10 protein-coding genes are annotated in these 15,280 nt (G+C 46.3%); all 10 read right to left on the bottom strand.

Features of this window, described 5'->3' with window-relative positions; genetic code table 11:
- Window positions 1–88: 88 nt before the first annotated feature.
- Window positions 89–1,501 (bottom strand): phosphoglucomutase/phosphomannomutase family protein, encoded by a 1,413-nt coding sequence (locus DPF91_RS06835; protein WP_117233678.1) that lies wholly within the window; start codon window positions 1,499–1,501, stop codon window positions 89–91.
- A 126-nt stretch (window positions 1,502–1,627) separates the two neighbouring features.
- The gene (locus DPF91_RS06830) at window positions 1,628–4,033 is read right to left on the bottom strand and encodes a glycoside hydrolase family 94 protein (RefSeq protein ID WP_117233677.1); all 2,406 of its coding nucleotides are present in this window, start codon (window positions 4,031–4,033) and stop codon (window positions 1,628–1,630) included.
- An 82-nt stretch (window positions 4,034–4,115) separates the two neighbouring features.
- The gene (locus tag DPF91_RS06825; protein WP_117233676.1) at window positions 4,116–6,053 is read right to left on the bottom strand and encodes a beta-N-acetylhexosaminidase; all 1,938 of its coding nucleotides are present in this window, start codon (window positions 6,051–6,053) and stop codon (window positions 4,116–4,118) included.
- A 7-nt stretch (window positions 6,054–6,060) separates the two neighbouring features.
- A complete protein-coding gene (locus DPF91_RS06820) occupies window positions 6,061–6,945 on the bottom strand; it encodes a glucosamine kinase nucleotide-binding domain-containing protein (protein ID WP_117233675.1) in 885 nt (294 codons plus the stop codon).
- A 2-nt stretch (window positions 6,946–6,947) separates the two neighbouring features.
- Complete coding sequence (locus DPF91_RS06815; protein WP_117233674.1) at window positions 6,948–8,699, bottom strand: glycoside hydrolase family 9 protein; 1,752 nt, start codon at window positions 8,697–8,699, stop codon at window positions 6,948–6,950.
- Window positions 8,700–8,800: 101 nt separating this feature from the next.
- On the bottom strand, window positions 8,801–9,796 hold the full coding sequence (locus DPF91_RS06810) for an ABC transporter ATP-binding protein (protein ID WP_117233673.1): 996 nt from the start codon (window positions 9,794–9,796) through the stop codon (window positions 8,801–8,803).
- 78 nt (window positions 9,797–9,874) lie between these two features.
- A complete protein-coding gene (locus DPF91_RS06805; protein WP_117233672.1) occupies window positions 9,875–10,858 on the bottom strand; it encodes an ABC transporter ATP-binding protein in 984 nt (327 codons plus the stop codon).
- Window positions 10,859–10,860: 2 nt separating this feature from the next.
- Entirely contained in the window at window positions 10,861–11,886 is a 1,026-nt protein-coding gene (locus DPF91_RS06800) for an ABC transporter permease (RefSeq protein ID WP_117233671.1), read from the bottom strand.
- Window positions 11,887–11,888: 2 nt separating this feature from the next.
- On the bottom strand, window positions 11,889–12,875 hold the full coding sequence (locus DPF91_RS06795) for an ABC transporter permease (protein WP_117233670.1): 987 nt from the start codon (window positions 12,873–12,875) through the stop codon (window positions 11,889–11,891).
- A 167-nt stretch (window positions 12,876–13,042) separates the two neighbouring features.
- On the bottom strand, window positions 13,043–14,725 hold the full coding sequence (locus tag DPF91_RS06790; protein WP_117233669.1) for an ABC transporter substrate-binding protein: 1,683 nt from the start codon (window positions 14,723–14,725) through the stop codon (window positions 13,043–13,045).
- Window positions 14,726–15,280 lie beyond the last annotated feature (555 nt).

The raw sequence follows: 15,280 nt of genomic DNA, 5'->3' as shown, positions 1-15,280 counted from the left end.
CGAACTATGCTCATAGCGTTGAATTGTCTTGTCGCTTAGCTGCAACTCCAATTATTTTGAGTATTTAGAGTTTATTCAACCGCTGAGATTACAGTGCCAAAAACTCTTTTACTTGTTGAAGAACACATTCTGCAGTGTCTTTATCTGCCATCTCCGCAAAAATACGTAATAGTGGCTCTGTGCCTGAGAAACGAGCGATAACCCATCCACCATTTTTGAAATAAACCTTGGCACCATCTTCATAGCTCACTCGTTCAATCTCAAAGTCGAACTCAGGCAGCTGTTTATCAACGTAAATACGGTTATAGAGAGTATCTTTCTGGTTTGCTTTGAATGTACAGTCACCCTCTGCTGTATAGGCGTAACCATATTTGTTGTAGATCTCATCCAGCAACTCAGACAACTTTTTGCCTGTGACTGAAATCATCTCTACCAATAGGCTTGATGCGAATACTCCGTCTTTGCCTTTGATGTGGCCGCGAATCGTCAAACCACCTGAGCTTTCACCGCCAATTAAAGAATCGTCAGCCTCCATCTGGCTACTGATGTGCTTAAAGCCTACTGGGACTTCAAAGCTCTTCTCACCGTAATCGGCAGCAACCTTGTCGAGTAGATGCGTTGTTGCGATGTTACGGACGACTGAACCTTTCCACCCCTTGTACTCCAAGAGATAATAATAGAGCAGCAGGAGTACTTCGTTTGGATGAATGAAGTTACCTTTCTCGTCGATAATGCCAAGCCTATCGGCATCACCGTCAGTACCAATACCGATGTCATAACCTTCTGCAGCAACAAGGTGCTTTAATCGATAAAGAGTCGCTGCGCTTGGTGATGGCATTAGGCCTCCGAAATCAGGGTTTTTGCCATCGTTAATTACATCGACATCACAGCGACCATTGATCAACACGGTTTGCAGCGCATTCTTTGCCACACCAAACATAGGGTCAATCAACACACGAAGATTAGCCTGCTTGATAGCGTCAATATCGATGAAGTCGATAATAGAATCGACAAACTCGTTCATCGGGTTGATGATTAAGATCGTCTTTCTTTGGGCTGCAATATCAAAGTCGATACTCTTTACGTCTTGGTTAGTGAGCTTGGCGATTTGAGATTCAATCTTTTGCGTGATCACCTCGTCTGCATCACGGCCGCCCTCAATAAACACCTTGATGCCATTATAGTCAGCAGGGTTATGCGAAGCGGTAATACAGGCCGAGTAGGCACAGCCCATCTCTTTTGCCTTGAACATAACAATAGGGGTTGGCACAAACTTATCAATAAAGCTGACGATAACTCCGTTCGCGGCGAGCACCTCAGCAAACCATTTGCCCGCTTTGTCGGAAAGAAAACGGCGGTCATAGCCAACAACAAAGCCTTTCTCCGCTGCTTTCTCATCATTGATGATGTTGGCGACGGCCTGAGCCACGAGTCGGACGTTATCCTTGGTAAACTCTTCACCGATAAAAGCGCGCCAGCCGCCAGTTCCAAACTGAATCATAATTCTTCCTTACCTAAATAGGCCGTTTGCGACCATCAAAAGCGGTACTCAATGAGCTGTTTTCATCGAGCTATTTTCAAAGAGCTATCCTCACAGAGTACCGTCGTCATTATTTAAGAGCCGCTACTAACCAAGAACCACAACGACGCTGTTTTCGCTTCCCTCTGCTTTTACTGGAATTGCACCCTCGATGACTTCACCGTTAAGCGTGATAGAAGCGACACCTTTGCTGACACCATTCGGATTCTCTACCCTGATGTTGTATGTAGCCCCTCTCCATTGACGGGTGACCTCAAAACCAGGCCATGAGGTTGGGATACAAGGATCAACCGTTAATCCTTCAAAGCCAGTACGCACACCGAGAATGAAGTTGGTGACGGCAAAGTAGGCCCATCCCGATGTACCCGTTAGCCAAGGGTGGTTTGCACGACCGTGATCTTGGTGGTCACGACCCATGATGAATTGAACGTACGAGTAAGGTTCTGCGATACGCTTTTCAATCATGTCGTTTTGGTTATACGGGTTAAGGGCATCATAGAACTTCATTGCTCGATCGCCGCGACCAAGTTTCGCTTCTGCCACCCATGCCCATGGGTTTGGATGGGAGAATATCGCTCCGTTCTCTTTTACACCTTGATAGACACGTGTGACGAAGCCGATATCGTCGTTTGGCGTGGCAAAAGAAGGGGCATTGAGGTGGAGGCCATATTCAGAGAATAGATGCTCATCGACTGAGTCCATCGCCTTTTCACCACGTTCTTGAGAAACTGCACCAGAGAGTACAGCCAATGTGTTCGATTCTAGGTGGATGCGGCCTTCTGTTTGTTGTGCGGTACCAATCTTGTCACCGTCTTTAGTCAGACCACGGATGTACCAACCACCTTCGTCATCCCAAAGGTGTGTTTCGCATGCTTCACGAACATTCGCTGCCATTTCTGTGTATTTCTCTACATCTGCAGCATTATTGCGGAATTTAGCTAAATCAATAAACTCTTGTAGCGCCCAGAAATGCAGAAATGAAACCATAGATGACTCACCGCCACCGAGGTTTAGACAGTCGTTCCAATCAGCTCGTAAGCCCTTACAGATACCAGTTTGACCCACGTATTCAGCCGAGAAATTAAGGGCTGCTTTCATGTGTTCGTAAACTGTTGCTTCACCGCCATCTGCGTATGGAATGACCTCATCAAAGAAGCTGGTTTCACCCGTTTCCATCACGTATTTACAGATTGTTGGAACAATCCATAGGTGATCATCAGAGCAGGTATCCTCAATACCGTGGATCTTATCTTCATCGGATGGCGTTGGAACAACGGTTGGTGACTTAGATGGTTTTACATCAGCCTTTTCTGGGTCGAACCAGTCAGGATCGAATAAGTGTAGACCGTAACCCGCCTGAACTTGGCCGCGTAGCAGGTCGACAATACGCTTTCGAGTCATTTGCGGATTGGCATGAGGTACAGAGATCGCATCTTGCGCAGTATCACGATAACCCAGACCCGTACGACCACCGACTTCAATGAAAGAGGCAAATCGAGACCAAACTACACAGGTCTCTGCTTGGTATAAGGTCCAAGCATTGATCATAGTATCTAGGCCTTCATTCGGTGATTTGACTTGGAACTTATCGCAGCGCTCATCCCAGTGAGCTTTGATATCTTGGAATGCAGCATCGACATTCGCACTATCTTGATATTTTTCTCTCAGGCGCTCGCCGTTACCTTTGCCAATACCAAGAACGTAGGCAAAACGAACTTCTTCACCAGGTTGAATGGTGAACTGCTTGTGCAAGGAACCGCAGTGGTTGTAACAAGTTTGTGCTGTGTTTGAACATTGACCTTTTTCTACAGCGATAGGGTTTGCTTCATCGCGGTATAAACCTAGGAAGCTATCACGTTGGCCGTCATAAGAATCTGGTTCAAAGGTTGAAGCTAGGTAGTAGAAACCCTCAAAGTCGTTAGTGTTGTAGTAGAGGTCGTATTCAATAACACCGTTTTTGTATTCGGTGCCTGCGGAGTAAAGCGACATCTGATGGTTCTGATTGTCGGATTGAATATGGCTAAAAGAGAACTCGACAAACGAGAAGGCTGAGATTGTGCGAGGTTTATCTGAGGTGTTCTTAATCACGACAGCCCAAACTTCTGCGTCTTCCCCTTTTGGTACAAATAGCGTCTTGGTAGCACTGATTCCGCTGTATTCACACGTGAACTTTGAGTACGAAAGACCGTGACGAACCTCATAGCTTGCTTCGTCTAAGTTTTTCGCTACCGGCTGCCAAGATATAGACCAGTAATCACCCGTCTCATCATCACGTAGATAAACATAGTGTCCAGGGCGGTCAAAAGTCGCATTTGGACGGAACTTGGTTACGCGATTGTACTCAGGGGAGTTGTAGAATGAGTAACCCCCCGCGTTGTGTGAAATAACGGTACAGAATTTCTCGGTGCCTAAGTAGTTCGTCCATGGTGCAGGTACATCTGGGCGAGTGATGACGTATTCGCGATTTTCGTTATCGAAATAGCCGTATTTCATTGTAATGTTTCCTTTTCTATTGCTGTATCAACAGCACTCTTATTCTTAATTGATGCGCCGTCTTTGGGGTAAAAAACCAGTACTACGCATCACAATTCCATGGTTGGCGGTATTGAATACCTTGTTTGTCGAACCACTCAGTGTGTGTTTTGAGTCGTGCTAAGTAGTTCGAGTAATCTTTGTGTTTGCTCTGGGTCCAACAAGCTTCTGCAATGGCGGTGATTCGCGGGTAGAGCATGTAATCGATACGATCTTGGTTATTGACGATTTCACACCATAGAGCACATTGAACGCCCCACACACGTTTGTGGATAGGGTCATTGTCGGCTAGTTGCGCCAGTGGCTCATAGCGGTATGCATGTTCTAACGGAATGACATTCGCCCAATCGACACCGGGTTCTTCAGGTGCGAAGTCTTGAGTCATATCCAGATAGGTGAACTGAGCAGGTTGCAATACGACATCGAACCCTTGCTTGGCACAGTCGATTGCCGCTTGTTCAGATAACCATGAGTAGATCACCGTATCCTTGCTAACTTTGTTGCCATGCTGAGCTTCTTCCCAACCAAGCATGCGTTTACCTAGTGAGCGAAGCTTGTTTTCTACATGTCGTAAAAGGTGCCCCTGAAGCTCTTTTGGATCTTGGTAGCCATGCTGTTGCATTAATTGCTGACAGGATGGGCTATCAACCCATACTCCCTTGGGGACTTCGTCGGCACCAATATGTACATAAGGAGATGGGAAGAGCGCAGCTATTTCTTCTAAGACCGTATCAATGAACTGGTAAGTGCCAGCAATTCCCGGTGACAATACGTTGTCGTTGTAATGCTGGATGCTGCGGTACTGGGAGAGATCATCTTGATCGACAAGCAGTTCAGGAAGCGCCTTGATGGCCGCTCTACAGTGACCGGGAATATCGAACTCTGGGATCACGGTAATACCACGACACTGCGCGTACTCGATGATCTCTTTGATCTCTTGTTGGTTATAGAAGCCACCGTATGACTCCGCTAGATGAGTAAATTGAGGCTCTAATACTTGTTCGCCACCCCGCCATGCTCCAATTTTTGTGAGTTGTGGGAAGGCTTTTATCTCAACTCGCCAACCTTCATCATCGGTAAGGTGCCAATGAAACGTATTGAATTTGTAGTAAGCAAGTTGATTGATTAGGCGTTTAATTGTTTCGACAGGGTGAAAGTGTCGAGCGCAATCGAGCATCATGCCTCGGTATGAATAGCGTGGGGCATCGTCAATATTCAGATGAGGAATTGAAACTGATTGTTCACCTTGCCCAATCAGCTGTAGAAGCGTGGCACACGCGTGTAAGAATCCTTGTTCATCGGCAGCTGAGATTTCGATATCTATCATTGAGGTGCGAAGTTGGTAGCTACTCGGTGTGAGCGACTTTTTCTCAATGAATGTAAGTCGAGTATCCGAATTACCAAAACTAAGGTGCTGAAAAGTGCTTGAGGCCTGATCTTTAAACCAGTTTGTTGCCAGTTTTGCTTTGTTGGTGCTTAATCTAATCTCAAGGATTGATAGCTCGATCGCCTGCTCGGAGAGGTGAACGATATTGTTAGGCTTGGGAATGATTGCCATGGCAGCAGGCTCTGTACTCGGAATAGAAGATCTCTGCTTATGCGGTGAAGCTAAAACCGGTGGAGCGATCATGACCGGCAATCGCAACGGATTACCGTTGGCATTTACCTCGACGAACGCATCGTCAAAGCCATCACTATGAAAGCGCAGCGGTGCGGTATTCATTGTGAACTCGCAGTAGAAATGCTCATTGGCTTTCAAATGGTTATTGTTTGGAGTAACGACGCAGTAGCTTCCGACTTGATCAAGTTTACCCTCGGTAATACTGCCGGGAGTGATGAATCTATCGAGAGCAAAATGAAGGCTCCAGTCATTTAAGTGATCATCTGAGAGGTTATTTAGAGTAAGACCAAAGCGACATGGACCACCGTACTCATTCTCAAATGATTCAGACAAAACCTCTAGGTTTAAACGTAAGCTCATAGTGACCTCAATCCAGTGAGAATAGGTTGTGTTGGGGTTGGTTAGCCATCATGATTCCACCCTCAATGGCATCGAATTGGGGTTCAACAATCCATTGCTGTACGGGTGGAGAGAGCCAAGCCTTGATGCGTTCTGCGATGCTTCCCATTAAGCAGATTCTATCTGCCCCTTTGCGGTTTAATGCGATAAGGAACATTTCGATATCTGCTGCAGTCTGCTTAAGCATTTCCATTGCCAACTCATCACCTTGGTGAGCATGCTGGAAGATCGCCGGAGAAAACATGCCGTAGTCTTTTGGAATGGCCGTTTTAGACCAATCGACAATGGCATCAACATCGTTGTTGAAATGCTGCATGACATGATGAGCCAGTGGTGTTTTTTCCCGGATGCCGTCTTCGGTAAGCAGTACTTGTTGGATAAGACGTAGCCCCATCACAGCGCCGCCACCTTGGTCTGAGATAGGAAACTCTCGTCCACCCACAACGTGTTGATCGCCTTGAGACAGGTAAATACCACATGATCCCGTACCACCGATCATGATCGCGCCATCATCACCATTATGTGCGCCAAGACACGCCCCATAAGCATCCGTATTGAGAGTGATACTGGCAAATGGGTGAGGTAGGGCCATGAATTCATACCATGCTGACTTTTGCTCGGCGCCAGCAAGTGCCAAGCCTAGGTGCATGGATGCGAAATCGTTGTTAGTCAATCCGCCTTGTTTCGCTGCTTGGGTAATGGCTTCGACGATCGACGCCATCGCCTTATCAACGCCTAATAGAATATTAGCGCTGCCGCTTTTTGCCTCACCAACTAGCGTGCCATCTTGAGTTCGAATACGAGCTCGGCACGAAGTACCACCGCCATCAATACCGACATAATACTTGCTCATGATCAGACTCCCTGCTCATTGGTTGATGGGCTAGAAGTTGGGTGCTCAGTTGCTAGGTGTTGGGATTGCATTAGTACGGCAAGTAAGAACCATGCTCCATGTGGGATCCATTGTTCACCCCAGCGCCAGTTCTGCAGCATGTCATCCTTATGACCAGCAGGGTTAAACGCTATATCTTCTTCATCATCAAACCCGCCGGTAATACCATTACAGATACCACCTTTAGCGTTAAAGAATCCAAGCTGAGGTAAGTAGTCAGGGTTGTTCTTACCATGGCCATCCAACATACACATATCGTATGGGTTCAGACCCACAATCCAGTTCAATGCATGATGCGCGTAATTGAGAAGAGATGCTCTTAGCTGTTCATCTTCAAGGTGAGGGTAGGCGCTATAAGCCATAGCGGCGAGTGACCCAAGGCGTGCATTTTCGCCCTGCCACCAGTAACCAGACTCATTGTCATGAGCAACGAAGAAAGCATCACGCTTATCTCCCGATAGCGATTTCACATATTGGCGAGGGTAGCCAAATGGGTTGGTAACCTTGTTAGTAATGGCGAGCTCAAAACTGACCGCGTTGGTGATGGTATTAAGAGCCGCTTGTTTTTTGTCTGAGTCAGTCTCAATGGAGAGATATTCACATAAGGCAATCACGGGCAGTCCAGCTTCGGCAGCATGGTAGTATGGACGCTCTCCATGATCGGTTGCAGACCAAAATGATTCGAACTGCTGGTCAGATTGCTGACGAAGTGCCAGCTTATCAGCCCAAAGTGCAGATTCGTCCAGGTAACGTTTATCTTGGCTAGCACGATACAGCTCAACAGAGGCAAGTAGGGCACAGTACTCATCGATAATATTTTCTTGGCCGTCGTTAAGATAAGCCACATTGTGTTTTTTAAGGTGCCAATAGCCTTGTTCTGCACGCGCTAGGTATTGCTCAGAGCTGTGGTCTCCAGAAGCTTCCAATTGAGATGCTGCTGCCAGTGCTGCGATACTTACCCCACCGCCTTGACGAAAGCCGGCTTGGTAGTCATCAGACTTATGGCCATCTTGAGTGGCATAAGCGCAGATATCGCGTTGCTTGGTATCCTTGCTCCACTTATCAAAGACCGTCATGTAAAAGTAACCTTCGGCATCTTGCATACGGACTAAGAAATCAGCACCGTACAGCGCTTCTTCGGCTAAGCGTACTTTGGAGTAAGGAGCAAGCTGTTCACCATTTTGGTGTATACGGAGCCCCTTGAGCATGTTCCAAGCGACCATTGGTATCTGCTGAGGGTTAAGAAAGTTGGCATAAGAGAGATGGCTGAGATACTTACTCACATCGCCTGAAGCGTCGTACCAACCACCATGCACATCGACGGTACGGTCTGAGTTTAAGATTGGTGCGTGAGAATCTTGTTTATCGTAGATGCCACCACAGCGTTGTGACTTAAAGTAATGCAACAAATCGGATAGGGTGCGAGTTTGCAATACGTCATGACCAAGTTCAAAGGTGTCTGAACGTAGGGTGTCGTATTGAACATAATAACGCCCTGTTTGAGTGATCTCAGAGAAGTCGATGCTATAGAAATTGCCTTGGTGCCACTTCGCTACCGTGCCCTGTTTTACTATGTCTAAGGTAGCGACAGTCATGTGATTATCGGCACAAACCAGTCGTGCTGTGTAGGAAGAAAGGCGCTCTTTTCGAGTGCTTAGAATGGCTTGCTTTGGGCCTTGTGATTCGTAACCAATTTGGTTAATGAGTAGCTGCATCTGATGTTCTCCGACAATCGCGAGGATTGAATGTGGGAGTGTTTCCTCCCACGTTTTTCTTATTGGAATTATTATGTTTTGGTCGCTGAGCCGAGCACTGTTTACTGCTCGTGTAAGTAACAGCGCACAAAGTGGTTTTCGGCTAACTGAGTGACTTCTGGTAATTGCTCTCGACAACGCTCAGTCGCGTGCTCACAGCGCCCTGCAAACGGACAGCCTGCCGATTCTGGCGTCCACAGTGGAATGTCGCCTTTGTTGCCTTTCAGCTTTTCATGGATAGATTTGCTTGGGTCCGGCACAGCTGAAACCAACAGCTGAGTGTATGGGTGCTGAGGATCGTGGATAATTTGTTCGGTATCGCCCCATTCAACCATGTGACCGACGTACATAACTGCTAAGTCTTCTGCGATGTATCGCGCTGTTGCGATATCGTGAGTGATGTAGAGCAGGGACATCTGCTTTTCAAACTTCATCTCTTCCATTAGGTTCAAAACACCAGCGCGGATAGAAACATCAAGCATTGAGGTTGGTTCATCAGCAAGTACGACCTCAGCACCTACAGCGATGTTGCGCGCTAGATTGACACGTTGACGCTGACCACCCGATAGTTGGTGTGGATACTTGGCTGCAGTCTCTTTTGGTGGGATAAGGCCTACTTGCTCAAGAAGATCATAAACGCGCTCTTCAAGCTCTTTTTTGTTGCCTGGAGATACTTTCTTGTGGATCAACAGTGGGCGAGCAATGTGATGGAAGATGTTATGTGTAGGATTGAGAGAACCGAACGGGTCCTGCCATACCATTTGAACACCTTCACGGTAAGTCATTAGATCTGATTTAGATGTGATCGTTTGGATGTCACGCCCTTTGTATTCAATGCTGCCGTCTGAAGGTGCATACATTTTTGCAATCATTTTTGCTGTGGTTGATTTGCCTGAACCTGACTCACCAACGACAGAGAGGCCGCGACTCTTATACATCTTGAATGATACGTCATTGATTGCTCGCATCATTGGTTGTTGTAGTGCGGTACTACTGATAGGAAAATCTTTAACTAGATTTTTCCCTTCTACTAAGAGTTCGCCAAATTTAGTGCTCATAACTGTCTCCAAAAACTTATTTGAGTAAGGCTGCTTAATCTTGATTTGTGGTGCAGCCTTACTGTTGTGCTTCCTGCTTTATAGCGTTGTAGCGGCTATAGGCTCACCATAAAGGTGGCAGTTTGATAAACGCCCTGCTTCTATCTGACGAAGGTTGGTTGGAACTCGAGTACACGCTTCGTGGACACGGTCACAACGAGCTTGGAATCGACAACCTTGAGGAATATCCAGCAGGTTTAATGGATTTCCTGGAATACCTGTTAGCTTCGTCTTAGGGCCAGTTAATGGAGGGAAAGAGCTACCCAGTCCTTTGGTATAAGGGTGGTATGGGCTTTCCAGTATTTGCTTTGAAGGTGCAACCTCAATCAGTTCACCAGAGTACATGATGCCAATACGGTCAGAGAACTCGACCATCAGTGACAAGTCATGGGTAATGAACAAGATTGAAAAGCCAAATTCTTCTTTTAGCGCATAGATTTTTTGTAGGATCTCTCGCTGAACCACCACGTCCAGAGCGGTGGTTGGCTCATCCATGATGATCATCTTCGGGTTAAGCGCTAGTGCGATAGCGATAACCAAGCGCTGACGCATACCCCCAGAGAATTGGTGTGGGTAGTCGGTCAAACGGCTAGGGTGAATATCGACGATCTCTAACAGACCTTCCGCACGTTTCACCGCTTGCTCACGTGTCATGTTGGTGTGACGCATGATCACATCGCAGAACTGCTCTTCCATGGTAAGAACCGGGTTGAGTGCGTTCATTGCACTCTGGAATACCATCGACATCTCGCTCCAGCGGAATGCCTGCATCTTTTCGTCACTGTATTGAAGGATATCTTCACCGTTGAAGATGACCTGACCGCCGGTGATAAACGCTGGTGGCTTGTGCAGACGCATCAGTGAGAAAGCTACCGTTGATTTACCGCAGCCAGATTCACCAGCCAGACCGAACACTTCACCAGGAGCAATGTCAAAGCTCACGTTGTTACATGCGCGCACATCGCCTGCATCAGTGATGTAGTCAACACACAGGTTGCGGATAGAAATAAGTGGTTGAGTCATAGTTATTTGTCTCCGCTCCATAGTGCATTTTGAGGTGGCAGCTCAGGCTCACGCTCTTTCTTGTCTTGCTTTGCCAGTTTTTTCCAGCGCTTCATGCCTTTGTGTGAACGTAGCTGAGGGTTAGCAATCTCATCGACAGCAAAGTTCAGTAGAGCTAGTCCAGTTACTAGTAGTGTAAGTGCCATACATGGTGCTAATAGCTCCCACCAGGCTCCGATTAGCATCGAAGATGATGTTTGAACGTTGTAAAGCATGATGCCCCAGCTGATAGTGTTCGGGTCACCAAGACCCAAGAATGAAATCGTTGCTTCCATCATGATTGCGTACATCACCGAGCCGATGAAGCTCGCACCGACGATAGAAATGAGGTTAGGTAGAATCTCAACAAAGATGATGCGGAATGATGATTCGCCCAACACTTCAGCTGCCTTAACGAACTCTTTTTCACGTAAGGCTAGGGTTTGTGAGCGTACGACACGAGCCCCCCAAGCCCAGGAGGTACAACCGATAATCAAGGCGATGGTGAGAGGTCCAGCTTCACCGATGAAGGCGGCCACTACAAACAACAATGGGTATTGTGGGATAACCAGCATGATGTTCATTGCTGCTGTCAGGAAGTCATCAATTCGCCCCCCAAAGTAACCCGCTGAGACACCGATAACGGTCGCTAGGAAACACACTGTTAGACCAGCACCGAAACCAACCGCTAGTGAAACACGTGCGCCGTAAACCACTTGGGACCAGATATCACGACCCATACGTGATGTGCCCAATGAGTGATCCGCTTTCTTCGACATGATCAGCGTGCGGCGATCATCGGCTAGATTCTTTGCTACCCAACCATCAGGGTTGCTTTGCGCAGCTTTTACAATAAAGCCAGGGTACTCATGAGGATTACCAGTACGTTTGTCTGGAGCATGTTTAGTAATTAACGGTGCTGCAAGAGCGATAAATAAGAATATGCTAAGGATTGAAACGCCAATTAGTGCCACAGGATTACCCGTGATAAGTTTGAAAATACCTTTCATGATTATTTGCCTCCCTTACGTAGGCGAGGGTCAAGAACGACGTAAAGCATGTCAGCCAATAGGTTAAAGAACAGCATGAATAGCGTCATGATAAGAAGTTGGCCTTGGAGAACTTGGTAGTCGCGTGCAGTGATTGCGTTGAATAGAACGCTACCAAGACCTGGGTAGTTAAAGATGATCTCGATAATCAACTGACCACCGATTGCCATACCAAGTGACATCGATAGTGCGGTCACGCTTGGCAACATTGCGTTACGAGCTGCGTAATTGAATACGACGCGGTTTTCACTCAGGCCCTTACCTTTGGCCATCGTGATGTAGTCTTCTGCAAGTAGGTTGATCATGTTGTTACGCATGTTGACTAGGAAGCCGCCTACCTGAACGATAGACGCACAGAACAAAGGAAGAACAGCGTGGTAAGCCACGTCTTTAATGAACGCCCAGCTCGTCCAATCTGGGATAGTACCTGCGGTGTAGGCATAACCCGTTGGGAACCATTTCAAGCCGATTGCAAAGGTAAACATGGCAATCATAGCGATAACAACTTGAGGAACAGCCTGGATGATCAGCATGCCTGGTGTGACAAAAGTGTCGTATTTACTACCACGTTTCCAAGCAGCAAAAATGCCAAGAATCGAACCTAGAGAGAATGAAAGAATGACCGCTGTTCCCGCTAGAAACAGAGACCAACCAAAGGCTCCACCTAGAAGAGAATTTACTGGAAGCGGGTAGAACTGAATTGAAGTACCAAGCTCCCAGCTTAGGATATTCTTCATGTATGCGAGGTATTGAACGAAAAGACCACCGTCAACAAAACCGAGCAGCTCTTTCATAGCGGCAATGCGTTCTGGTGTCACTTGGACAGAAGCGTTAGCAAACATCATGGTCACTGGGTCACCAGGCATTGCTCGCGGAATAATAAAGTTCAGTGTTGCAGCGACAAGGAGCGCAATAAAATAAAAGGACAAACGTCTTAAAAAATAACCCATAACTTATACCTTACTCACCCAGATTATTTCCCTGATTCTGGATTCAGGTTGTTCCAAGCCAAATTTGGAACGAAAAATCCCCTGACGACGAGCGCCACACTATGTAATGAGTATTTCGGGGATTTTTAAGCGGCACAGAAGCTGTGCCGCAAGAGATAAACGCTAACTTACTGAACTGGTTTTAGGTCCAGGACGTGAAGTAGGCGTTCAGGGATACCAGCCCAAATGTTTGGACGGCCTTTAGGATTTTCTTCGTTCCACCAACCCGTAAAACGAGTCGTGTTGTATTGGTACATGTAAGCACCAGACATCACAGGAATCGTTACTTGGTCAGATGCGATGATCTGTTGAATGCCGTGAGCAATTTCTAGCTGCTCAGCTTTATCCGCTGTTTTGTAGAAGCTGTTCAGTAGCTTATCTAGATCATTGTTTTTGTAGTAGTGCATCGCGAAACGAGGCATACCATCACCAGATTGTAGTGCTGAGTTGTATGCACTGTTCCAGTATGTGTAAGGATCTGCACCGTGGAAGTAGTTTGTGTAAGCGACATCGTAGGTTGCTTGTAGCATTGCTTGGTTGTAAACAGAGAAGTCAGGAGTACGCGCTTTTGCTTTGATTCCTACTTCTTGAAGCTGCTCAACAGCCAATTGAACGGTATTGTTGAAGTCTGTCCAACCGTTTGGTGACTGAATCAATAGCTCGAATGACTTGCCTGATGGAGTATCAACAAAGCCATCTTTGTTCACATCTTTAAAGCCTGCTTGAGCCAGTAGTTTCTTCGCACCTTCAACATCATAAGTGTTGAAGCCCTTGTACTTGTCATGAGTCTTTTCGTCAGACCAAGCTTCAAATGCGTAGCCTAGACCAGATGCGAAGTCATTAACTGTACCACCGCCGTAGAAAGCGATATCGATGATCGTTTGACGATCCAGAGCCATTGAGAATGCGCGACGGAAATCAACGTTCGTTAACGCTTCGTTCTTCGCTGCATCAGGGTGTTTGAAGTTCACTACGAACGCCTGTGTACCTGCTGGCGGGTACCAGTAATGGTGTTTTTCACTTGCTGCTGCGTAAGTACGGTCGATGTCTGGAATGAATGATGATGTCCAGTCCATTTCACCATTCACCACTTTACCCAGGAACTGGTCGTTGTTTGCGATTTGAGGTACACGCAGACAATCAACATCTAGATTACCGGCATCCCAGTAGTTCGGATTTTCACACTGAACGTAAAGCTGAGGAGTGAAGGTAGCGATTTCAGTAAATGGACCCGAGCCAACAGGGTTTTCGTTAGTGAATACTGCTGGGTCATTTACATCCTTCCATACGTGTTCTGGTACCACTGGTACTTTAGCAATTTCGTATGGTACGTTGGAGTTTGCTTCAGTTAGGCTAAACTTCACTTGGTAATCGTTGAGCTTCTCAACATTGGTTACCCAAGAGTTGATACCACTCTGGTCAAGTTCTGGCTTGCTCTTAACAAGGTTGAACGAGAAAACAACATCATCCGCATTAAAGGTCTCACCATCAGACCATTTTACACCTTCGCGAATATCGAAAGTCACGCTAAGCAGATCGTCTGACATTTGGAAGTTTTCAGCTAGACGAAATACTGGTTTGTTACTGTGCATTTCATTGAATACAACTAATGGCTCGTAAATGAAGTCCGTCGTTGTGTGTAGGTTTGTAGCACCCAAGAACGGGTTAAAGTTACGTACAAACGTCGTAAATTCTTTTGGGTGGATAGTCAGTTCACTGCGCTCAGCTGCTGCGGCTACAGAAGATAACCCTGTTGCTGCGGTTGCAATAATTGCTGTTGCTAGTGCTGTTTTTTTTAGATTGGCAAGCATAGCTGTTCCTTACTATTTGCTTTGTTTCACTTATTGAAAATTACCAGTGCCTCATTCTAGGTATCGAAAGAGGGCCGGTATTCAAATGTTAAGACCTACCTCTCTACGATTTTTTACTGCGGGGACTAACCATAGAGAGTGGCCTGTAGGCCTTAGGCAGGAGTAAGAATTCATCTCTTTGAGTGATTTTACAAATGTGTAGTCCGTCAAAAACGTTAATAGCCAACCAAACTCCGTTATTTACGTCAAAAATGCTCTTTGTGTTTGTTTTTTGTACAGAGTTTTCGCTGTGAAGTGTATCGCATAAACTCATGTTATTGATTTGGTATGTTAGTACTTACTATTGTTATGTAACCTTATTTTTAAATGCTTATTCTTGCTAGTTTAGATTTGGTGATCCGGTTCACTGAATGAACTTGGAGTTGTTTTTGTCGGGAAAATTATTTTTAACGAATTGTTGTGACTCGCTTCTCAAACGATGTAAATAACGTCAGAGTGATGCGGATTTTATAGAAAGTCCTCATCAAAAACCAAGTGGGTTACCCCATTCAGATG

Origin of the sequence: Vibrio maerlii (assembly GCF_003415655.1) — a bacterium.
Taxonomy (GTDB): Bacteria; Pseudomonadota; Gammaproteobacteria; order Enterobacterales; family Vibrionaceae; genus Vibrio; species Vibrio maerlii.
Note: the sequence above shows the minus strand (reverse complement) of the source record. Positions and strands in the feature narration are given on the sequence as shown.